This window comes from Paludibaculum fermentans (genome assembly GCF_015277775.1).
Lineage (GTDB): Bacteria > Acidobacteriota > Terriglobia > Bryobacterales > Bryobacteraceae > Paludibaculum > Paludibaculum fermentans.
In genome coordinates this window covers 6,593,731-6,616,502 of sequence record NZ_CP063849.1, presented here as the reverse complement: position 1 = coordinate 6,616,502, position 22,772 = coordinate 6,593,731, and the positions used below count along the sequence as shown (strand labels likewise).

Sequence of the window (22,772 nt, the reverse complement as noted above, 5' to 3'; positions counted from 1 at the left end):
TGAAAGTACGGCAAGGTGGGCGGCTATGCGTGCGGTAAGGATTGCACCTCCGGAGATCCATCTTGAGATGGACTGGAATGAAGGGCCCCCTGGTACTGCGGTGGCGGGCTTGGACTTGTTACTTAAGATCATTGATTGATAGCGACGGCGAGGGCTAACGCGGTCATGGTACTGAGCGCTACCCAGCCGTCTACCTCATGATTTCCTTATCGCTTGATAGACAAGCTGCCGGGAGGAGCGGAAGGCACTAGCACGTACGGATGTTCTCCCCTATTTGCTTGGGAGATTGCCCTGCATCGTCAGCTCAATACTGCTTCCTGAAGGCTCTTCGAGGCATGCGGCGAGCGGAATCTTCACTGGGTGCTTTTCAGCCTTCTTTGTACCGCGTGGCGGCAGGCAGGTTGTTAGCGATGACATCGGAATGCCAATAGTACGAGTGAGTGCTGTATTCCTAGCCGGCCTTACCTTCACTCAAATGGATTAAGAATAATTGGCGCTGCGTGGCGCGCAACTTCGATCTCCGAAGACTCTGTCGAGCGGGATCCGCATTGTCACGTTGACGAGTGGATTCATCCTCTTACTGTACCCGCCGGGCGTGAGAGGAAGGGCAGAGGGTGGTTGCACGATGTGAGAGTGAACCGGATTGGACAGTTTCCGCTTATGGCGTGCGAGAGGTGTGGCGATTTGCGGCGCCGACCGTTGAACGTAGTCAACGCGGCCTGAATGAGGAAACTCCCCTTTCCCGGGTCCTGTCGCACCTGCGGAGAATGGCACGCCTGGCCGTGCCGGCCCGGCGAACACGGTAGCGAAAGGCCCGTTCCATTCATGTTGAGTTACTAATATTGGCCGGTTTGCAGGCAATGCGCCAGCACGGCACGAGTGACCCCCAACAGTCAATTCATCTATAGCGATTATTGAGCGTGATTCGGGTCTTGCGTCTCCTATCGAGAACGATCCTGAGGCAATAACGATCCTGAGGCAATTATGTATTCGATCATCTTATTAGCGGTGGTAGCTTTTGCGACAGTGATGGTGGCGACTCCATTAGTGCGGAACCTGTTCCGGCGATGGGGCATGACCGACGCGGCGGATGGTGTCCGGAAGACGCATGCGGGGGCGATTCCGCGGGTGGGCGGGATTGCGATTGCGGTTTCGTGCACGATGGCGTACGGGGTGCTGCTGGCGATGGGCACGCAGGGTGGCCGGATTGTCGCCGGAGACCTGGGGTTGGTGTGGCGGCTGGCTCCAGCCGTCGGGATGGTCTTCCTGGTTGGCCTGCTGGACGATTTGAAAACACTGCGGCCCTGGACCAAGTTCGGCGTACAGTGCCTGGCCGCCGTGACGGCCGTTCTCTGCGGAGTGTGCGTCGGCAGCGTCGGGGGCCACCCACTGGCTTCCTGGGTAGCCGTGCCGGTGACGGTGTTCTGGCTGCTCTTGTGCACGAACGCGTTCAATTTGATAGACGGCGTGGATGGCCTGGCGACGGGGGTGGGCTTGTTTGCCACCCTGACCGTCCTGGTGGCGGGGCTGATCGGTGAGAACTATCCCCTGGTACTGGCCACGGTCCCGCTAGCAGCGGCGCTGTTGGGCTTCTTGCGCTACAACTTCAATCCAGCATCCATCTTCCTGGGTGACAGCGGGAGTTATACGATTGGCTTCCTGCTGGGCTGCTATGGGGTTCTGTGGAGCCACAAGTCAGCGACTCTACTGGGTATGACCGCGCCGCTGATGGCGTTTGCGGTGCCCTTGATGGATACGGCAGTGGCGGTGATCCGGAGGTTCCTGCGCAGCAAACCGGTGTTCGGGGCGGACCGCGGGCACATCCATCACAAGCTGCTGGACATGGGCATGACTCCGAGGCGAGCGGTGCTGGTGCTGTATGGAGTTTCCGGCGTGGTGGCCGTGCTGTCGCTGCTGCTGGGTGCAGGGCAGGGTGCATCCTCCGGCCTGGTGCTCGTGATTTTTGGGGTGGGCGCGTGGGCTGGCGTGCAGAGCCTGGGTTATGTCGAGATCGGCATGGCGAGCCGGATGGTGTTCCACGGTGCGTTTCGAAGGACCTTGCAGACCCAACTGGCGCTACAGCAGATGGACGAAGCGATGAGCGCGGCCGGCGGCATGACGGGGCGGTTGGTCGCACTGGAGGCCGCGTACCGGGAACTCGGCTTCTGCAAGGTCAGAGTGGAGCAAAGAGGGCGACTGTGGGAATCCCGCTGCCCTACGGAATGCGGGGGCGTTGGATCGTGTCCCGGCGTCTGGACGATGCAGGTTCCCTTGGAGGGCAACGGGCTGGTGGAGTTGCGGCACCGCTTTACGGAAGAGTCCGTGCCGGGCGGAGCCCTGGTGCCGCTCGCGACGATCCTGCATACCCGAATGGCAATGGGCGGCAGCCTGGTGGAGATTGCCGGGCAGATCAAGCCGGAGCCGGCACGCGCTGCAGCCGCGGCTGCCGGCGGCAAGTGATGGCTGTTCATAGAGCGCGCGGGCGGCTCGAGGAAGGGCCGGGCTGTGCAAGGTGTTATACCGAGCGCTAGCAGATGTTATACAAGGTGTTTCGTTTCAACATCTTATGCCTTGCCTGAGGTAGATGGCGGCAGTAGTATTGACTGACGAAGCAGGTACTGCCGGCAGCGCACAACAGTGGATCGCGGCGTGGGCAAAGTGAGAGGAGTCGAGTACGATGCGAAGTCTGATAGTCATGATTGCGTTCGGTGGCGCGTTGATGGCGTCACAGCCAGTGGCAACGGTGGACAGCGGGATTGCCTTCACCTTGCGGGGCAAGGTGGTTCCGGTTTCCGGCGCAGGCGGTTGGGCGGTATTCCCAGGCGATAGCCTGGCGACACAGGAAGGGGCGGCCCTGCTGACGTTCAAGGACGGGAGCAATGTGCTGGTAGCGAAGGAGTCAACGATCCAGCTGGTGGAGAAGGCCGGCCGGGTTTCCCTGAAGGTGGTGAAAGGGGAGGCGTCGTTCCGCCTGAAGGCCGCGGATTCGGTCGGGCTCTACGGAGTGGAGCGGGCACCGGCGCTGGTGGGTGTGACGAGGAACGAGAAGGGCGCCGTTTCGACAGTGGTTGACGCCGGTTACTTCGGATCCCAGAATGGGGCGTCGTCCGCCGCGCTGGTGGAGCGGATGTATGGAGAGGCGCCGTGGGGTGGCACGTGGACCAATTGTCCGGATCCGGTCAGCAGGTATCACGGGCACCCGCAGCTGCCGCGGCACCCGGAGCCGCCGAGACCGCCCAACCGTGACGCCTGGCACTAAACTGAGCCGGGGCGAGTGCCGGTAGGCACGCGGACCTTGACGGCCTGCGTGCCGGGAAGAGGAATGAAGGCGCGTACTTGCTGAGAACTGCCTCCGCGAGTAGGCGCCTTTTTTGTGGAGGAGAGCCAGTTGCGAATTCTGATGGTGATGCTGGGGTTGGCAGCGGTGGCCGGCGGTGGCGCAAGTCTGTGGCTGAATGAGCTGGCCGGGTGGCGCCGGGCCTGGGTGGCCTGCCGCCTGGGCGGATGCGAACTGGAAATACTGCGGGCCGCGGAGCCTGCGGAGAACCGGCCAGGGATGGATCGAGACCTTTTGCGACTGGACGCGGCATCACCCTATGCCTGGATGAGCAGGGGGCTCCATTTGGCGGCGCAGGGCCAGATGGAATCCGGGGCATACTGCGTGCGCCGCGCCGAGCAGTTGGGGCCGTGGGTAGGGCCGGTGCAGGCGAGGGCGCTGAATTACTGGATGGGGCGTGAGAGTAAAGACGGGGTATTGCGGACGGGGGCGAGACTGTTGGCGATCTCGCGGGAGTATGACGCGGTCGTCTTTCGCTACTACCGCGAGTCCGGGACCAGCCTGGAAGAGTTGAAGCGGAGCGGTGTTCCGGAGGATGCGGGGGCGGGTGCCGCCTGGCTGGCCGACGAGGCGGGCAATGATCACGAAGCGGGGGCTGGCGCGGCCTGGGCCTGGTTGTCCGGACGGGGACTGATTACGAGGGAGGCGCTGAGCACCTACACCAGCGCTTTGGTGAAGTGGGGCCGCATCGAGGAGGCGCGCCGAATCTGGGATGGGCAAGTGAACCAGGCGGAAAGGAGAGAGCCAGGGAACCTGGTGTTCAATCCGAAGTTCCTACAGCCTTTCCTACCGGGGCCCTTTGACTGGCACGTGGGGGTGTGTGCGGGTGTGCGGATTGGATTTGAGGAAGAAGGAACGATACAGGTCGAATTCCTGGGGGCGGAGAATGTCGAGTTCCAGCACGTGACCCAGACGATCCCGGTGGGGGCGGGGCGATGGCGGATGAAGGCGCGTGTGAAGTCCGACGGCCTCTCAACGAATGAAGGGCTGCTTCTGCGGGTGAGGGACCCGGAGAGGCCCCAACGATTCTCATTTGAGAGCAGGCAGTTGAGTGGGACCAACGCGTGGGAGAGCTGGGTCTACGATCTGGATGTACCGATGGGCACTCGCGTGTTGGAACTGGGCCTGGTCCGACACTCGTCGGAAAAGCTCGACAACCGTGTTCGGGGCGTGGCGTGGGTGCGGGCACTCAGACTGGAGCCCAGGTGACAAAGGCGGTGGCCATCGGGCTGCTCAGTGCGGCGCTGGGCTGGATGCTCTTGAATTTCGCCGGAGTGGAGGCGAGGGATTCGAATCTCGCGTTGGCCCTGATTGGACTGGCGGCCTGCTGCGTGGGCTGGCGGGCGCGTGAGGACAACTGGCGAGCACCGGCGGTGGTGCTGCCGGTGGCGTTGTTGCTGATTGCCGCCGGGCAGATGGTTCCGCTGCCTCTCGGGCTGATGAGCCACCTATCTCCGGCGAGAGCTGAGCTGCTGCAGGCGCTGGCACCGGTGACGGATGCGGCCAGTTGGGCGCCCCTCTCGAATCAGGTGAGTGCCACCTGGCAGAGGTGGCTCCAATTGCTGGGCTGCGTGCTCACACTGCTGGTTGTGAGAACCGTGGTCCGCGAACGGCACCTCGGGATTTGGCGGGCGGCGGCGCCCCTGATGCTGATGGCTCTGGCGGAGGCCGTGCTCGGGCTGGTGCAGTACGGAATGACTGAAGGTGGCGAGGTGGTGACGGGCACCTACGCGAACCGGAATCACTTCGCGGGTTTGTTGGCGATGAGCCTCCCATTCCTAGTCGCACTGGCGGCGTGGAGGCTCCGGCCAGTTGAGGGTCATCGGAAGCGGCGCCCTGCGGTTGGAGCGACAGTGGCGGCGTGTCTACTGCTGGGGCTCGCGGCAGGAATTCTGTGCGCAACGCTGCTATCGCTTTCCCGCATGGGTTTCCTGTCTGCCCTGGCTGCGCTGGGGACGACCGGACTGCTCATCCTATGGGCCCGGGTGGAGGGCCGACGCCTAAAGGGGGCGGTGGTCATAGCCGCGGCCGCAACCGTCATGGCTGGTGCCGTATTCCTGCCTACGGACGCGTTGATTGGCCGCTTTGCGAGCATTGCGGTGCGGGAGGATCTCTCGAAGGACGACCGGGTGCGGATCTGGCAGGATACACGCCAGTTGGTGGCCGACTATGGGGTGGCGGGGTGCGGGCTGGGCGCATATGAACCGACATTCGTCCGATACCAGCGAGGTTCACCGATGCAAACTGTGAACTTCGCCCACAACGACTATCTGCAGGTGCTGGCGGAGTTGGGCGTCCTGGGGTTTGTGCTGGTAGTGGGCGCGGGGCTTTGCGTGAGTTGGAGCGCTGTTCGCAACGCGAGGATGGCGGGGGACTCGCCGGCGCGGTATGTGGCCATGGCTTGCTGCGGGTCGCTGACGGCGATCTGGCTGCATTCGCTCGTCGATTTCAATCTGTATGTTCCAGCCAACTCAATGGCGGCGGCATGGGTGCTGGGGCTGGCGGCCGGGTCAAGAACTGAAGCTGGGCCCAAAACCGCCGGACAGGAAAGCGCGACGATCGAGGATCTGGCCAGTACTTGAGCTTCGTCCTTAGTGTGGAGAGGGGCGCCGGGTTGCGCGGGCATCTTGGGGTGCAAGAGGTCCCGGGTTCATATCCGGGCGGCCCGACCGGACTGTCTGCTGTCGCTCATCTTTCTCTTGCTCAATTCACCACAATCTTGTCAACTATCGGACACTGAGAGTGATGCCTGAATCGGCGTACCCCATGGCCCGAGCCGCTGCCCTGCGAATTCACGAGCGGTTTCAACGTTTGTTTGCGACTTCAAAACTGGCGGAGCCGCAGCGAAGTTCCTGTGTGGACCTCGCCACCCTTGAAGCAGCCATCGATGTCGCCTTCTGGGCCAGTCTGCGCCGCGAGGAGGGTTATGCGCCGCATGTCTCCCTGGCCTTCCTGCGACCCGATTCCACGCCGAGCCCGCTTACACTGGCGCCGCCCCTGGTGCTCACCCCCCAGTCGCTGACCCGGGTGGCTCCGGCCGTCGACCGTCCCGGCATCCATGTTGGGGTTTGGCACGAGAACGGGGTCCTGACCGCTTGGGGAGCCACACACCATTTGCCGCCCCTGACCGCGATCCTGGACGTGGTGGCGCCGGGCCTGATGGTCATCAAGTACACACGCGGCGAGGATGCCGGAAAGTTCGTGAATATCGCGGTGATCGAAGGTGATCAGCTCAAGATGATCGACCCCAGCGGGACCAGCCTGCCGGAATGCCCTTCCAGGCTGACTCCGCTGCTCGGCATTGAGATGCAGTTCCGTTCCCAGGATGCGCCCGGCGTGCTGCTGCAGTTTGCCGTCTCCATGCGGGCACACCAACGCGGGGGCGCCCTGCTGTTGGTTCCGGCCGCTTCAGAATCCTGGCAGGAATCCATCCTGTCGCCCCCCGGCTATGTGGTCTCCCCTGCCTATTCAGCCGTGCCGGCTGGTGAATCCGCCGGGCCAGGCGCCGCACCGATCGAAGAACTGCGGCGAAAGATCGAGAGCGTCGCGGGACTGACGGCGGTGGACGGCGCTACGATTCTGAACGACCGCTTTGAGGTGCTGGCGTTTGGCGCCAAGATCATCCGCCGCCGCGGCGCGCCGCCTGTCGCGCAAGTCACGCTGAGCGAGCCCATCGAGGGCTCACTTGCCTCGGTGATCGAGCCCTCCCAACTGGGGGGCACACGCCATCTATCCGCGGCGCAATTCATCCAGGATCAACAAGATGCCGTGGCCATGGTGGCTTCGCAGGACGGCCGGTTCACTGTTTTCTGGTGGTCGGAGTGCGACGGCATGGTGCACGCGCGCCGTGTGGAATCCGTACTGCTCTAGCCTTTGCTCCAGCGCGCAATCCTCTTCGCCCGCGAAGCGCAAACCCGTGTGGGACACTGGAGGTGTAACATCCGGGCAGCACATGCGGAACCTCTCGAAGAAGACCCAATACAGCCTGCGTGCTTTGTACGCCCTGGGCCGCCACTACGGGAATGGGCCGGTGTTGATCGCGAAAATTGCGCAGGAAGAAGTGATCCCGCTCGAGTTCCTGGAGAAGCTGCTACTGGATCTCAAGAACGCTGGCTTCCTGGACAGCCGGAAGGGGCGCCGCGGGGGTTACCTGCTGGCCCGTTCCCCCGAGCAGATCACCGTGGGCGCGGTGATCCGCAGCATCGAGGGGCCCCTGGCGCCCTTGCCCTGCGCCAGTGAAACGGCCTTCCGCAAGTGCGACGAATGCGTCGACATCGCCACCTGCGGGACGCGCATCGTGATGCGCCAGGTGCGCGACGCCATCGCCGGCATCCTGGACAACACCTCCATCGCTGACGTGATTCGCCGGGTGGAAGGCGCCCGCGAACAGGCCAGCGAAGCCGAATCCCTGATGTATTACATTTAGCGGCTACTCAAACCTCAGCGCCAGGATCGGATCCAGGCGGGCCGCCTGCCGCGCCGGGTAGTAGCCGAAGAAGACTCCCACCAGCGCCGAGAATACGAAGGCCAGGGCAATCGCCGAGAGGCTGATCTGCGTGGACCAGTGTGCAATCGCACTGATCGCCCACGATCCACCCAGGCCCAGGACAATCCCGGCCACACCGCCAACCAGTGAAAGAGTCACTGCCTCCACCAGGAACTGCGAGAGGATGTCGCCCATGCGAGCTCCAATTGCCTTGCGGATGCCGATCTCCTTCGTGCGCTCCGTCACAGAGACCAGCATGATGTTCATGATCCCGATGCCGCCCACGATCAGCGAAACCGACGCGATGGCGCCCAGCAGGATCGCCATCACGTTGGCCGACTCTTCCTGCGCCGAGAAGACCTCAGACAGGTTGCGGACCGAGAAATCATCATCGGAGCCCGGCTGGATGTGATGCCGCTGCCGCAGCAACTGGGTCATCTGTTCGATCGCCGGGTCCATCTGAGACGGGCCGATCGCTTCCACGAGGACATTGCCAATCGAATGCGAACTGGCCTGGCTTGTGCCCAGGACCCGCTTCTTCGCGGTGGAGATCGGGATCAGGATCACGTCATCCTGGTCCTGCCCCATCGGGTTTTGCCCCTTCGGCGTCAGTACACCGGTTACCGTGAAGGGGACGTTTTTGATTCGAAACGTCTGCCCCACGGGATCCGCGCCGCCGAACAGGTTCTGGACCACGGTCTGCCCCAAGAGGGCGACGCGTGCGGACGAGTCGATGTCCTGTGTAGTGAACGGCTCACCACGGTCCAGCGTCAGGTCGCGGACTTCGAGATAGGACGGGACCGTGCCGATCACCGAGGTGGCCCAGTTATTGTTGCCGTAGATCACCTGCGCTCCGCTGCGGACCATGGGAGCAGCAACCGACACTGACGGACATTCCACGGCAATCGCCGTCGCATCCTCTTCGGTCAACGTCAGCGAGGCGCCACTGCCCATGCGCATGCCGCCGCTGGTCAAACTGCCGGGCATGACGATGATCAGATTGCTGCCCATGCTGGCGATCTGTTCACTGATCCGCTCCGTCGCACCCGACCCGACGGAGACCATGGCAATCACAGCCGCCACGCCGATGATGATGCCCAGCATCGTCAGCAACGACCGCATCCGGTTGGCCGACAGGGCGGCCAGGGCCATCCGCGCACTTTCCAGAAGGTTCTTCATGGCTTTGCCCTCCCTTATACGGGCCGCCGCTCAAATCCTGGGCCCTCGGTTGCCGGAGCCGCCGAACGGCGCCGCGTTCTTCGCCGCTGCACCAGAGCCGACAGTGGCAGCGACGATCACCGGCGTTCCTTCCGCTACACCATTCCCCGACACTTCCGTGAAGTTTCCATCCGTTGCACCTGTAGCAACTGTCTGCCGCCGCGGCTTCCCATCGGGCCCCATCGTCCAGACCGCGGAAGCGGCCGGCCCCCGGCGTGAGGCCATCGCGGGAACTGGAGCGGAGCCATCCGGGCGGAATCGCAGTGCGGCATTCGGCACCTTCAGCACGCCCTCGCGGCGGCCGGTAACGATCTTGACCGTAGCGGTCATGCCCGGGAATAGCTTCAGATCCTCATTGTTCACACCGATCACCACGTCGTAGGTGATGACGTTCTGAACGTTGATGGGCGCTTTGCGAATCTCACGAACCGCTCCGCGGAAGATGCGGCCGGGGTAGGCATCCACGCTGAAACTGGACTCCTGCCCAACTTCCACCTTGCCGATATCGGCTTCCGAAACGTTGGTGTCCACCTGCATTTTCGTCAGATCCTCGGCGATCTCAAAGATGGTGGGCGCCTGCAAGCTCGCGGCGACGGTCTGTCCGACATCGACGTGGCGCGCCACCACGGTCCCATCGACGGGGGCACGGATGACCGTATGGTCCAGATCGATCTGGCTCTGGACCAGGTTCGCGGCACTCTGCCTCACCTGCGCATTGGCGGAGTCGAGACCTGCCTTGGCCACTGCCAGTTGCGCCTCGGCCGAAGCAATGCCCTGACGGGCCGCGTCTTCCTGGGCCTTCGCAGCGGTCAGGCTGCCATTGGCGGTGTCCAACGTGGCCTTGGCTGTTTCGATGTCCTCTTTGGAGAAGATCTTGTCGTCCTCCATCGCGTGGCGGCGCTCATACTTGCTCTTCGCATCGATGACAGCCGCCTGCGCCTTCAGCACGTTGGCCGTCGCGGCAGCCAGATTTGCCTTCGCCGTCAGGATGTCCGCCTGCCGGGCCTGGATCTGCGCCTGCGCGTTCACCACCGCCACCTTGGACGCGTCCAACGCCGCCTGCGCCTGCTGGACCCTGGCTTCGAACAAAGTCGGGTCAATCCGGGCGATCAACTGGCCCTTCGTCACATGACTGTTGAAGTCAGCGTAAAGGGCCTGGATGTTGCCGGAGACCTGCGTACCCACCTGCACCGTGACCACGGCATTCGGGTTGCCGGTGGCCGACACGGTCTGGAGCAGGTCACCGCGCGAGATGACTGTCGTGCGGTAGTGCTCAGTATTCCGGCCACGCATCAACGAATACGAACCAGCCGCGGCGGCGATCACCAGGGCAGCCGCCACCGTGGCCCAACCTGTCGATTTTGTGCGACTCATTTTAGTGCCCTTCCACTCGTAAAGACGCCCTCTGTTCACGGCGGATGACGGTCCTTCATCTGAAGAAGTGTAAATGGCATAGCCCTCCCTGGCTAACGAGCAGTCACGATTATGCAACCTTGCCCTGATAGAGTCGTAGCTTATGTGGAAGAACCTCCTGGCCACTGCCCTCTTGTCAACCGCCCTGTTCGCCCAGACGGCTGACCGGCGTGTGATTGTGATCTCGGTCGACGGCCTAAAAGCCGAGACGCTCCGCGACTCGGCGAAGCTGGGGCTAAAGATCCCTAACCTCGCGGAAATGCGAGACAAAGGTGCAGTTTCCGCCGGTCTCACTGGAGTCTTCCCCACGGTGACCTATCCCAGCCACACAACGATGATGACCGGGGTCCAGCCCGCCGAGCACGGCATCCTCGGAAACAACCTGTTCGACCCTGAAAGCCGCACGCACGGGGCCTGGTACTGGTTCTCCGAACTCATCAAAAAGCCCACGCTCTGGGACGCCGCCAAATCTGCGGGCAAGACCGTTGGAGCCGTCGCCTGGCCCGTCACCGTCGGCGCCAGGATCGACTACAACATTCCCGAGTATGCCGTCTTCCACGGAGAAGACTCGCTGCTGCTGCAACGGTCCATCAGCACCCCCGGCCTCTATGAGGAATGCGAAAAGGCGCTCGGCAAGAACACATGGGACGCACCCCAAACCGATGCCCTGCGCGCCGCCCAGGCCGCCTACATCCTCCGCACCCGCAAGCCGCACCTCATGCTGATCCACCTGATTGACCTGGATCATGAGGAACACGGCTTCGGCCCCGGCAGCCCTGAGGCCCATCACGCGCTGGAAGAGATCGACAAGGCCATCGGCTCGATCCGTGCGGCTGTCCGCGAAGCCGGCATCGAAAGTTCCACTCATTGGGTCATCCTGAGCGACCACGGCTTCTGGCCGGTCTCTCAGGCCTTCCAACCCCAGGCGTTCCTGTCGAGCCTCGGCCTGGCCGCACCCGAAGGCAAGCCCGCGGAGTGGCGCGTCGCCACCCACGCCAACGGCGGCTCCGTCGCCTTCGTCGTCAAAGACCCAAAGGACACAGAAGCCCAGCAAATCGTCATGAAGGCCCTGGCCACCCTGCAGGCCAACGAGCGCTGGGGCGTGGAACACGTCCTGGACAAGACTCAACTTGCCGAGCGCAAATCCTACTCGCACGCCTTCGCCGCCGTCAGCATGCGCCGCGGCTTCACCGTGGGCAGCAATCGTAGCGGCGCCTGGATCACGTCCTCTGGAGCCACCCGCGGCATGCACGGTTTCGTGCCCGGCCCCGCCGAGCTCGACTGTACCTTCCTCGTATACGGACCCGGTATCGCCGCCCGCGCATTGCCCCACGGCAATCTGGCCGACGTTGCCACCACAACGAGTGTCCTGCTGGGCGTCTCATTGCCCGAGTCCAAAGGGCAGGATCTCCTCAAGCAGTAGGTCCAGCCCCTCGAATGGGCGTAAGATTTGACAGACACGCCCATGGAACTGAAATTCCGGCTGAACGGCGCGGACCGGAGTCTGCAAGTCCCGCCCAGATTGACGCTGCTCGACGCAATCCGGGACTACGCCGGCCTGACGGGCACCAAGTACGGCTGCGGCGAAGGCCAGTGCGGCGCGTGCACAGTCCTGCTGGACGGACAGGCTGTGAAATCCTGCATCCTGCCCGCCGCCTCCGCCCAGGGGAAGGAAGTCACCACCATCGAAGGCCTGGCCGTGGACGGCAAACTGCATCCGGTCCAGCAGGCATTTCTCGACCACTCCGCATTTCAGTGCGGCTTCTGCACGCCCGGCATGATCACGGGAGCCGTCTCGTTCCTCGCCCAACATTCACACCCTTCCGAAGCAGACATCCGCGCGGGCCTGCAAAGCCACATCTGCCGTTGTGGGACTTACCCTCGCATCGTCGCCGCCGTTCGGGCTGTCGCCTCGCTGGGCAAGGAGGATCGTCGTGGCTGAAAACGACCTCCTCCTGGCCGAGTACAAGCGGCGCGACTTCCTCAAGTTGCTGGGCTCCGGCAGCCTGCTCACCCTCTCCATACAGGGTGCCGAGCCGCCCGTCCGCCTACGCATGGCGCCCGATGGCCTGGTCGACGCCTTCACCGGCAAGATCGAAATGGGCCAGGGTGCGCGGACACTGTTGGCCCAGGCCATCGCCGAAGAACTGCGCCTGCCGGTCGAGAGAATCCGCCTGACCATGGCTGACACGGACCTCGTCCCCGATGACGGCGGCACCTGGGCCTCCCTGACCTCGCCGGAAACCGTGCCTGCCGTGCGCAAGGACGCCGCCGCCTTCGCGGGCCACTCCTTGACGGAGCCGAGGGACTGGAAGGTCCTGGGACAGTCGGTACCCCCGCTTCACGGGCGCGCGGCCGTCACCGGCTCGCTGCAGTATTGCGGAGACCTGCACGTCGAAAATATGCGCCATGGCTGCATTGTCCGTCCGGACGCCTACCGCGCCCGGCTCGAATCCTTCGACGATTCGGCAGCTCGCGCCATACCCGGAGTTCAAGTCGTCCGCGATGGCGATCTCCTCGGCGTCGTCGCGCCCGATCGCCAGACCGCCCTGGAGGCCGCGCGCCTGGTCCAGGCCAAGTGGAAGCCGGAACCCCTGCCCTCCCTCGACGAAATGCGCGAGACCTTCCGCACCAAGAGCATCGAACCCGTCGAGGTAAAGGACACCCGCTACCCGCCGCTCATCCGCCAGGGCGACACCGAAGCCGCTTTAGCCAAGGCCCACCGCCGTCTCCATTCCACCTACTGGCTACCGCCCATCGCCCACGTGGCCCTGGAACCTCGCGCCGCCATCGCCGAGTGGCGCGACGGAACCCTGGTCGTCCGCTGCGGCAAGCAGGCGCCCTTCCTGGTCCGCGCGGAATTGGCGAAGGCCTTCGGAGTGCCGGAATCCAAGGTACGAATCATCGTGACCATGCCCGGGGGCGGCTTCGGCGGCAAACAACGCGGCGAATGCGAACTCGAAGCCGCTCGGCTGGCCAAGGCCGCGCAAGCGCCGGTCCGCCTGGCCTGGACACGCGAGGAGGAATTCTGGGTGGCATACTCGCGCCCCGCCGCCCTGGTCGACGTGGAAAGCGGAGTGGATGCCGCCGGCCGGCTCTCCGCCTGGCGCTTCCGCAACTACAACGCCGGAGCGCCCGGCATCAAACCGCCCTATGTCATTGCCGACATGTCCAACGAGTTCTGGCGGTCTGAGACGCCTCTCCGCCAGGGCTCCTATCGCGCGCTGGCCGCCACCGCCAACAACTTCGCCCGCGAATCGCACGTCGACGAATGGGCGCACGAGTTGAAGCAAGACCCCTTGGAATTCCGGCTCGCCAACATCGACGACGCGCGCCTGAAGGAAGCACTGGAGAAGGGCGCCGCGCTCTTCGGCTGGGGCCGCCGCAAGCTCGGTAACGGCCGCGGCTTCGGCCTGGCCTGTAATCTCGAGAAACTGGCCCGCCTGGCGCTCTTCGTGGAAACCGAAGGCGCGGCGAAGCAACTGCGCGTTGTCCGCCTGGTCGCCGTCGGCGACTTCGGCGCGGCGCTCAATCCCGACAATCTGAAGAACCAGATGCAGGGCGCCATCATTCAAGGCCTGGGCGGCGCGCTCTGGGAACAGTTGCGCTTCGACGGCAGCCGCCAGCTTACCCGGCGGCTCTCCCAATACCGTGTCCCGCGTTTTCAGGATGTGCCGGATCTGCGCGTGGAGATCATCGACCGCCGCGAGATTCCGGCCGCCGGAGCGGGCGAGTCGTCCATTGCCCTGCCCGCTCCCGCATTGGCCAACGCGTTATACGCGGCAACGGGCGTTCGTCCCCACGCCCTGCCGCTCACCACCTAACCGTTGGCGACCGGAATCGAAGTGAATGCCTGCGTGCCGAAGCGCAGACCCAACACGGAAATCGCCGTACCCTGTGTCGAAATCCTGCCCCGGCCCCGCGCACCAGCCACTCCAGAGAGACCCGGCAGCGCCTTCAGGTTGATGGCGCCCATCGCTGTCCCGGATGCTCTTCCAGACGATCCCCCCGAACGGCCGGTTTACATCAAAATTGTTATGTTTGCCCCGGGCATCCGTAGGAGTTTACGCCGAAGCATGGCTCCAACCCTGAGTGCCCATGGTAGGATGCCTACAATTTCGAATGAATACGCTGCTTCAGGATCTCCGGCACGCCTTGCGAGGCTTCGCCAGAAGCCCAGGATTCACCCTCGCCGCAGTGCTCTCCCTGGCCATCGGCATTGGCGCCAACTCCGCCATCTTCAGCGTCGCCAACGCACTCCTGCTGCAGCCGCTGCCCTACCGGAATCCCGATCGACTCGTCATCCTCTGGAACCGCTCGCCCGGCCTCAACATCGCGGAAGACTGGTTCTCCACGGCTCAGTACTTCGACATCCGCAACGGCCATAGCGGCTTTGAGCAACTCGCCATCGCCATCGGAGCCAACTACAACCTCACAGGCGACGGCGAACCCGAACGCATCGGCACCATCCGGGTCTCCTCCAACCTGCTGCCCATGCTGGGCGCCCAGGCCGCGCTGGGCCGCCTGTTTCTGGCCGAAGAGGACCACCCAGGCCGAGGCGGCACCGCCATCCTCAGCCACGCGACATGGATTCGCCGCTATGGCAGCGACCCGCGCGTCGTCGGGCGCTCCATCACCCTCAACGGGCAAAGCTACCAGATCGTCGGCGTCCTGCCGCAACAGTTCTCGCTTCCGCGCGAAGTGCTGCCTACGCTCGGTGTCGCCGAAGACGGCGAGATCTTTCTCCCGCTGCCTCTCGGCGCCGAAGCCGCGTCCACCAGGACTCGCGAGGACTACAACATCCTTGGCCGCCTGAAGCCGGGCGTCACCCCCGCCCAGGCCCAGGCGGAGATGAGCGGCATCACCACCCGCCTCGTCCGCTCGTTCCCTGATTACTACCCACCCAACTCGGGCCTCACCTTCAGCGTCGTACCCTTGCAGGAACAGGTTGTCGGCGATGTCCGCCGCCCCCTGCTGATCCTGCTGGGCGCGGTGGCGTTCGTGCTGCTCATCGCCTGCGCCAACGTCGCCAACCTCCTGCTGGCCCGCGCAATGAGCCGCCAGAAGGAGATCGCCATCCGCGTCGCACTCGGCGCCGGGCGCGGCCAGATCCTGCGCCAGTTGCTGACGGAGAGCATCCTGCTCTCGCTGGGCGGCGGCGCGCTGGGTGTCGTCTTCGCCATGGCCGGCATCGATTGGATCCACGCCATCCAGCCGCGCAACGTGCCGCGCCTTTCCAGCATCTCCGTCACCAGCGAAGTGCTGCTCTTCACCTTCGTCATCAGCCTTCTCTCCGGCCTGCTCTTCGGACTCGCCCCGGCCTTCCGCATGGCCGGCACCCATCCCGCCGGCCGCCTCAAGGAAGAGGGCCGCGGAGCCGCCGGAGCCAACAGCATCTGGGGCCGCGGCAATCACCTGCGCCGCCTGCTGGTCGTCTCTGAACTCGCCCTTTCCGTTGTGCTTCTGATCGGTGCGGGCCTTCTCATTCGCAGTTTCGCCCGGCTCCAGAACGTACCGCCCGGCTTCAACCCCAAAGGCGTGCTCACCCTCGAACTGACGATGACCGGCCGCGGGTACGCGAAATCCGAGAACGTCCTCAGTGCCTATCGCGATCTCTGGCAGCGCCTCGATCGCCTCCCCGGCGTCACCTCCTCCGGCGGAGTCAGTGCCCTGCCGCTCTCCAACTACTTCTCGTGGGGCCCCATCACGGTGGAAGGCCGCACGCCACAACCAGGCGAGGAATTCATCAACGCCGACCAGCGCATCGCGGGCGGCCGGTATTTCGAAACCCTGGGCATCCCCTTGCTGCGAGGCCGTCTATTCCAGCAGCAGGACAAACTCGATGCGCCCCGCGTCATCGTGATCGACGAGTACATGGCCCAGCAGCTTTGGCCCAATCAGGATCCCATCGGCAAACGAATCCGAACCAGCGGAGCCAGGTCCGATGCGCCCTGGCACACGGTGATTGGAGTCGTGAGGCAAGTGAAGCAATACGGCCTGGACGCCACCTCGCGCATTGCGTTCTACCTGCCCCATACGCAGTACCCCACACGCGCCCTGTACGTCACTCTCCACACGGACTCTGACCCCGCCACCCTCGTCTCCGCCGTCAGGAAAGAGATCCGGGCACTGGATCCGGAGTTGCCCATCTACCGCGTCCGCACCATGCAGCAGCGCGTCGAGGAATCCATGGCCCGCCGCCGATTCTCGATGACCCTCCTGACGCTCTTTGCCTCCCTGGCCCTCGCCCTGGCAGCCATCGGAGTCTACGGCGTCATGTCGTACCTCGTCGATCAAGGGACGCGCGAAATCGGCATCCGCATGGCCCTGGGCGCCACTCCGAACTCGATCACCGGCTTCGTCGTCGCGCGCGGTATGCTCGTTGCGGCCTGCGGCGTAGGGGCGGGCCTGCTCGGTGCCGCGGCCCTCACACGAGTCATGAGCAGCCTGCTCTACGGCGTGCAGGCCACGGATTCAGCAACCTTTTCCACCATCGCGGCGCTGCTCTCTGCCATTGCCTTCTTCGCCACCTACGTGCCGGCCCGGCGCGCGGCGCGCATCGACCCGATGACCTCGCTCCGCAGCGAGTAGGCGGCCTCTATGCGTGCTGCGGAACCGGCTCCTGCTCGGCCACCGGACCCGCCGCTGGCGGCTGCGGATCCCGCGCCTCGAAGAACCGGTACAACACCGGCACCACCACAAGCGTCAGCGGCGTCGAAGTGAACAGCCCGCCAATCAGCACAATCGCCAGCGGCCGCTGTACCTCAGAGCCCGGCCCCGTCGCAAACAGGAAGGGCACCAGTCCCAGCGCGGCCACCGTCGCCGTCATCATCACCGGACGAAACCGCAGCATCGCACCCTGCGCAATCGCTTCCTTCTGCTCCAGCCCGGATTCCCGCAGCTTGCGGATATACGACACCAGCACCACACCGTTCAAAACAGCGATGCCCCACAGCGCAATGAACCCTACTGAAGCGGGTACGGACAGATACTCGCCCGTGGCGAACAGCGCCACAACACCACCAATCGATGCAAACGGCAGCACCGTGATGATCAGCGCCGCAAACCGCAGCGAGCCGAACAGCAGGAACAGCAGGAAGAAGATCGCCCCGATCGTGATGGGCACGATCAGTTTCAGATGCTCCAACGCGCGCTCCATGTTCTGGAACTGGCCGCCCCACACGATGAAGTAGCCCGGCGGCAACTGCACCTGTTTGCCGACCTTCTCTTTGAGTTCCGCCACAAACCCGCCCAGATCGCGATCCTGCACGTTGAGTCCAACGACAATCCGCCTCTTCGCCGTATCCCGGTTGATCTGCGCCGGCCCTTCCACCACATCGATCTTCGCCAGGTTCTCCAGCAGGACCTTGCCGTTGTCCGGCGTGTGGATCACGATCCGCCGGATCTCTTCCACGTTGTGCCGCAGCCACTCCGGATACCGCACCACCGCCTGGAACCGCCGCTCGCCCTCATAGATCTCGGTGGCCGCCTTGCCGCCGATCGCGGTCTCGATCATGTCGTGAATATCCGACGCATTCAAACCGAAGCGGGCAATCGCCTGGCGGTCGATCGTGATGTTCAGGTACTGCTGCCCGCCTACACGATCGATGCGGCTGTCCCGCAGTCCGCGAATCGTCGCCGCTATCTTCGAGATCTCGTTCGCCTTGGCCACCAACTGCTCCAGGTCGTCGCCGAACACCTTCACGGCCACATCGGCGCGCACACCGGTCACCATCTCGTCCACACGATCCGAGATCGGCTGCGCCATGACAAAGTTGATGCCCGGCAGCGTCTGGATCTTTTTCGAGATCTGCTCCGCGATCGTATCCTGCGTCCAGCCCTTCGGCCACTGGTCGCGCGGCTTCAGCGTCGTGATCACGTCCGCTTCATTCGGACCCGCCGCATCGGCGGGCGACTCTCCGCGGCCCAACCTCGACACCACCTTCTCCACGCCAGGCACTGCCCGCACCATGCGGAGCGCCTCTTTCTCCATCGCGATCGACTCATCCAGCGAGATATTCGGGACCCTGTCGATATTGGGCGAGATCGATCCTTCCTTCATTTCCGGAATGAACGACGTGCCCAGGTAGGGGAACAGCAGCACCGCGCCCACCAGCATTCCCACGGTGATCACCACGGTCCGCAGCTCATGCTTCAGACTGTGCTGCAGCACGGCCCCGTACATCCGCTTCAGCACCCGCACCAGAATCGTATCGTGCTCGTTGCTGCTCTTCAGCAGGAAGAACGACAGCACCGGTGAGAGCGTCAGCGAGATCACCAGCGAGATAGCCAGCGCAATGGCGATCGTATACGCCAGGGGCGCGAACATCTTGCCTTCCATGCCCTCCAGCGTCATCAGCGGCAGGAACACGAGGATGATCACGCCAATTCCAAAGATCACCGGAGTGCTCACCTCGCGCACCGCCTCCACCATCGTGGCCGTGCGGTCCGCGTGCTTGTTGTGGCTCAGCTTGGCAAAGATGTTCTCCACCACCACCACCGACGCGTCCACCATCAGGCCAATCGCAATGGCAAGCCCACCCAGCGACATCAGGTTCGCCGACAGGTGGATCTTGTTCATGACCAGGAACGTCAGCAGCGGTGTCAGGATCAGCGTCGCAATCACCACCAGGCTCGACCGCAGATCGCCCAGGAACAGGAACAGGATGATCACCACCAGCACGATACCCTCGATCAGCACCTTCACTACCGTGTGAATCGCGGCATCCACCAGTTGCGACCGGTCGTAGTAAGGAACGATCCGCAGTCCGCCCGGCAGCATGTTCTTGCCGTTGATCTCCTCCACCCGCTCCTTCACCTTGCTGACAATCTGCTTGGCGTTCCCGCCCGCGATCATCATCACGATGCCACCCACGGCCTCGGTATAGCCGCCCTTGATCATCGCGCCATACCGGACCTCTTCCCCGAACCGCACCTCCGCCACGTCCCTCACATACACCGGAGTCGAGCCAACCTCCTTCAACACAATCAACCGGATATCATCCAACGACTGGATGAGGCCCACGCCTCGAATCAGGTACTGTTCGGAGCTTTGGGGCAGAATCCCGCCGCCCGAATTCGCATTGTTTCGCGCCAGCGCCTGCACCACATCCTGGATGGATACGCTGTAGTACCGCAGCTTCGCCGGATCCACCAGCACCTGGTACTGCCGCACATAGCCGCCCGTCGAGTTGATCTCGGCGACGCCGGGAATCGACCGCAGCAGCGGCCGCGCCACCCAGTCCTGCACGATGCGCCGCTCCACCAGCTCTTCCTTCGTCAGGACCTTATCACCGTCGTTCGGGCTTTCCAGCGTGTACTGATACACTTCGCCCAGGGCGGAAGACACCGGCCCCAGCACCGGCATGACGCCTTCCGGAAACTTCTCCCGCGCCTCCACCAGCCGCTCCATCACCAGTTGTCGCGCGAAATAGACGTTCGTTTCATCGGTGAAGACCAGCGTCACAATCGACAGGCCGGGCTTGTTCAGTGAACGCATCTCGTCCAGGCCGGGCAGGCCCGTCATCGCGATCTCCACCGGCACGGTCACGAAGCGCTCCACCTCTTCCGGCGAACGCCCGCGCGCTTCCGTAGCGATCTGCACCTGCACGTTCGTCACGTCCGGAAACGCGTCCACCGACAGCCGCCGCGTCGCGTCCAGCCCAAAGCCCATCAGCGCCAGCGCCGCCACGGCCACCACTACACGCTGCTTCAGCGCGAATTGAACCAGAGTGTCCAGCATGGGCCGCTATTCCCCTTGCAGCGCAAGCCGCTTGCGCTCGTTGTTCAGATGGAATGCCCCGTCCAGGACGATCGTCTCGTCGCCGGTCAACCCGCTCACCACCACGCGTGACTTCTCAAACTCGCCGGCCAGTTGTACCGGCCGCATCGCAAACACGCCTTGCGCCGCCTCCACGTAGAGGTGATCCTGATTCCCCTCGCGCACGACCGCCGTCGACGGCACCAGCATCTGCTTCTGCGACTCGTCCTTCAGCAGCATCGTGGCCAGCATCGCCGGCTTCAACTTGCCCCTCGGATTCGGCACATCCATGCGGATCCGCACGGTGCGCGTCTCCGGGTTCACCGTCGCGCTGACGAATGTGAGCTTCCCGTGGAACGTCTGCCCCGGCAGCGCCGGAATCTGCGCCTCCACGCTCTTCCCCACATCAATCGTGCCGGCCGACTGCTCCGGCAGATCAGCCACCAGCCACACCTTCGATAGATCCGACAACACGCAAACCACCTCGGCGTCCTGCACCACCTGGCCGATGGTCGCCTTGCGCTCCAGGACGGTTCCGTCTATAGTCGCCTGCACCTGGAACAGCGAGTTGATCGTCCGGCTCGTCTGCAGCTTGTCCAACGCCTCCTCCGTCATGCCCAGCACGGCCAGTTGGTCACGTGACGAAGAGACCTCCGCCGTCGCCTGCACCAGTTCCGCCTCGCGCCGCTGCAACTCCGCCTCGCCGATCACGCCGGCGTCCAGCAGCCTCTTCGCCCGGTCTACCGCCTTTTCCGCCAGGCGCCGCTGGGAATGGGCCTTCAGGAACTCGGTTTGCGCGCTCGTCAGTTCCGTACTGCGGATCACCGCCACCACCTGGCCGCGCTTCACCGTCTGCCCTTCCACTACTTCGAGGTCCACAATCCGGCCGGAAACCGGTGAGTTCACGCGGGCAATGCGGTTCTCGTCGGCCTCAACCCGCCCGGCGACATCCAGGATCGCCGCCACGGGCGACATTTGCGGCTTGCCCGTCCGGATGTGCCGCGCGACGTCGGCCGTTACGCGGATCGACATCGCGTCCCACGGCTTCGCTTCTTTCGCCTTCGCCTCGCTCACGCTAGCGGCGCCCTTGCACCCTGTCAGTAAGAGCGCACCCACGGCGCAGGCCGGTAATAGGATTCGGTGGGCAAGTTTCATGGATGGTTCTCCGGGGCAATCGCTCGCAGTTGTTCCAGATTGATCAGCGCGTCCTGCACGTCGTATTGCGCCGTCAGGAAATCCTGCCTGACGGTGCGCAGCACCCTTTGCGCGTCCAGGACCTCAATAATCCCTCGCTCCCCGAAGCGGAACGCCGCTTCGGCTGCGTCCACAGCCGCGGTCGCCTCCTTCAGCACGCCCAGCTCAAACGAAGCCACCTGCTGGCTCGCCACCTCATATTGGCCGTAGGCGCGTTCCAGTTCCGCCGTGAGCTCCAACCGCCTCATCTCCGCCGTGGCCCGCAGGTGCTCCAACGCCGCTTCGGCCTCCGCAATGGGCCCTTCCCGCTTGTTCCAGACCGGCACCGGCAGAGTGACGCCGAACCGGAAAAACCCCAGGTCCGGCTGGTTCTCATACTCGGCCCGCAGCGACGGTTGCGGCTTCCTGAGGGCCAACTCATTCGACAGACGGGCCTTCGCACGCTCGATCTCCGAACCCGCCTGCGCCAGCATCGGATGCTCATTCAGGACGACACCCAGCAGCGTCTGCCAGGGAGGCAACGTGATCTGTGGCGTCAGCGAACCCTGCGGAGCAACCTCCCCCGCCACCGGAGCCCCAATCGCCGTCCGCAGCGCCGTCGTCGCATTCAGCAGCCGCAGCTGCGCACTATTCGCCAGCACCCGCGCCGTCGCCGTTTCCGCATCCGAGCGGACCAACTCCAGCTTCGCCGCCTCGCCCACTTCGACCTGAATCTGGATCCTTCGGCGCAGATCTTCCACCAGCCGCAGATTCTCCCGCGCCAGTTCCAGCTCGGCGCGCCGCCGCAAAACCAGGTAGAACGCCCGTTTCACACCGGCCCGCACACCCAGCCGGGCCTCTTCCAGGCCAAACCGGCTGCTTTGGCGGCCCAACTCCGCGGTCAGAATCCGCGACTTGCGGACCGACGGCAATTCCACCTGCTGCTCGACGCTGTAATGTTGCAATAAGCCCGGTTCCGCGCCGGGCAAACGCCGGTATTGCCGTCCGGCAAATGTTGTGAATTCCGGATTCGGGTAAGCGGACGCAGTAGTAATGGAGGCTTTGGCGCCCCGAGCCATCGCCGCGGCCGCCTTCAACTGCGGATTGTGCTCCTCAGCCAGGGCCAGGGCCTTCTCCAGGGTCAGGGATTCCGCCGGCTCCGTCGACACCGTGCCGATAGGCGGACGGACGCTCTGCTGCGCGGCTCGCCCAACGGAGGCTTCTGTCGTGGAATGAGCAGCTTGGGGCCACGCTCGAGGCGCCAGCAGCACCCCGGCAGCCAGGATCCTCCAGAGCAGAGAGTTGTGGCGGAAGGTGGGACCGGTCAGTAAATGCATGGTTTGGTTCAAACACTCAGCCAGCACTGGGTGATCCAGCAGAGGGAG

Annotated in this window: 16 protein-coding genes; 10 read left to right on the top strand and 6 right to left on the bottom strand. The window is 64.0% G+C overall.

Going from position 1 to position 22,772, the window contains the following annotated elements; translation table 11 throughout:
* Positions 1-1,047: 1,047 nt before the first annotated feature.
* From IRI77_RS26045 to IRI77_RS26020, 6 genes are all read left to right on the top strand, one after another.
* Positions 1,048-2,460 (top strand): MraY family glycosyltransferase, encoded by a 1,413-nt coding sequence (locus tag IRI77_RS26045; RefSeq protein ID WP_194447921.1) that lies wholly within the window; start codon positions 1,048-1,050, stop codon positions 2,458-2,460.
* Between the two features lie 217 nt (positions 2,461-2,677).
* Positions 2,678-3,259, top strand: coding sequence for a FecR domain-containing protein (locus IRI77_RS26040; RefSeq protein WP_194447920.1), 582 nt, complete (start codon positions 2,678-2,680; stop codon positions 3,257-3,259).
* Positions 3,260-3,388: 129 nt separating this feature from the next.
* Positions 3,389-4,546, top strand: a complete 1,158-nt coding sequence (locus IRI77_RS26035) for a hypothetical protein (RefSeq protein WP_194447919.1) — start codon at positions 3,389-3,391, stop codon at positions 4,544-4,546.
* Entirely contained in the window at positions 4,543-5,919 is a 1,377-nt protein-coding gene (locus IRI77_RS26030) for an O-antigen ligase family protein (protein WP_194447918.1), read from the top strand. Before IRI77_RS26035 ends, IRI77_RS26030 begins: the two co-directional genes overlap by 4 nt.
* Positions 5,920-6,103: 184 nt before the next feature.
* Entirely contained in the window at positions 6,104-7,207 is a 1,104-nt protein-coding gene (locus IRI77_RS26025) for a putative sensor domain DACNV-containing protein (protein WP_228486322.1), read from the top strand.
* Between the two features lie 82 nt (positions 7,208-7,289).
* Complete coding sequence (locus IRI77_RS26020; protein WP_194447916.1) at positions 7,290-7,763, top strand: RrF2 family transcriptional regulator; 474 nt, start codon at positions 7,290-7,292, stop codon at positions 7,761-7,763.
* Between the two features lie 3 nt (positions 7,764-7,766).
* Here IRI77_RS26020 and IRI77_RS26015 read toward each other — a convergent pair whose 3' ends face one another.
* Complete coding sequence (locus IRI77_RS26015) at positions 7,767-9,002, bottom strand: ABC transporter permease (protein WP_194447915.1); 1,236 nt, start codon at positions 9,000-9,002, stop codon at positions 7,767-7,769.
* A 30-nt stretch (positions 9,003-9,032) separates the two neighbouring features.
* On the bottom strand, positions 9,033-10,415 hold the full coding sequence (locus IRI77_RS26010) for an efflux RND transporter periplasmic adaptor subunit (RefSeq protein WP_194447914.1): 1,383 nt from the start codon (positions 10,413-10,415) through the stop codon (positions 9,033-9,035).
* A gap of 142 nt (positions 10,416-10,557) precedes the next feature.
* On the opposite strand from IRI77_RS26010, the gene IRI77_RS26005 reads away from it, so the two are divergent.
* Genes IRI77_RS26005 through IRI77_RS25995 form a run of 3 tightly spaced genes read left to right on the top strand, consistent with a single transcriptional unit; the run spans position 10,558 to position 14,278 of the window.
* Positions 10,558-11,877 carry an alkaline phosphatase family protein gene (locus IRI77_RS26005; RefSeq protein ID WP_194447913.1) on the top strand — a complete coding sequence of 440 codons (1,320 nt, stop codon included), beginning with the start codon at positions 10,558-10,560 and terminating at the stop codon, positions 11,875-11,877.
* A 42-nt stretch (positions 11,878-11,919) separates the two neighbouring features.
* Positions 11,920-12,396: a (2Fe-2S)-binding protein gene (locus IRI77_RS26000; RefSeq protein WP_194447912.1), complete on the top strand. Its 477-nt coding sequence runs from the start codon at positions 11,920-11,922 to the stop codon at positions 12,394-12,396.
* The gene (locus IRI77_RS25995; protein WP_194447911.1) at positions 12,389-14,278 is read left to right on the top strand and encodes a xanthine dehydrogenase family protein molybdopterin-binding subunit; all 1,890 of its coding nucleotides are present in this window, start codon (positions 12,389-12,391) and stop codon (positions 14,276-14,278) included. Before IRI77_RS26000 ends, IRI77_RS25995 begins: the two co-directional genes overlap by 8 nt.
* Here the strand turns inward: IRI77_RS25995 and IRI77_RS25990 are convergent.
* Complete coding sequence (locus IRI77_RS25990; protein WP_194447910.1) at positions 14,275-14,430, bottom strand: hypothetical protein; 156 nt, start codon at positions 14,428-14,430, stop codon at positions 14,275-14,277. The two genes, IRI77_RS25995 and IRI77_RS25990, sit on opposite strands and share 4 nt — an antisense overlap.
* Positions 14,431-14,576: 146 nt before the next feature.
* Here IRI77_RS25990 and IRI77_RS25985 point away from each other — a divergent pair, with 146 nt between their 5' ends.
* Positions 14,577-17,045 (top strand): ABC transporter permease, encoded by a 2,469-nt coding sequence (locus IRI77_RS25985; protein ID WP_194447909.1) that lies wholly within the window; start codon positions 14,577-14,579, stop codon positions 17,043-17,045.
* A 7-nt stretch (positions 17,046-17,052) separates the two neighbouring features.
* Here IRI77_RS25985 and IRI77_RS25980 read toward each other — a convergent pair whose 3' ends face one another.
* From IRI77_RS25980 to IRI77_RS25970, 3 genes are read right to left on the bottom strand one after another with little or no spacing between them, the layout of a single operon-like run.
* Positions 17,053-20,196 carry an efflux RND transporter permease subunit gene (locus IRI77_RS25980; protein WP_194447908.1) on the bottom strand — a complete coding sequence of 1,048 codons (3,144 nt, stop codon included), beginning with the start codon at positions 20,194-20,196 and terminating at the stop codon, positions 17,053-17,055.
* Positions 20,197-20,202: 6 nt separating this feature from the next.
* Positions 20,203-21,369 (bottom strand): efflux RND transporter periplasmic adaptor subunit, encoded by a 1,167-nt coding sequence (locus IRI77_RS25975; RefSeq protein ID WP_194447907.1) that lies wholly within the window; start codon positions 21,367-21,369, stop codon positions 20,203-20,205.
* Complete coding sequence (locus IRI77_RS25970; protein ID WP_194447906.1) at positions 21,366-22,724, bottom strand: TolC family protein; 1,359 nt, start codon at positions 22,722-22,724, stop codon at positions 21,366-21,368. Before IRI77_RS25970 ends, IRI77_RS25975 begins: the two co-directional genes overlap by 4 nt.
* Positions 22,725-22,772 lie beyond the last annotated feature (48 nt).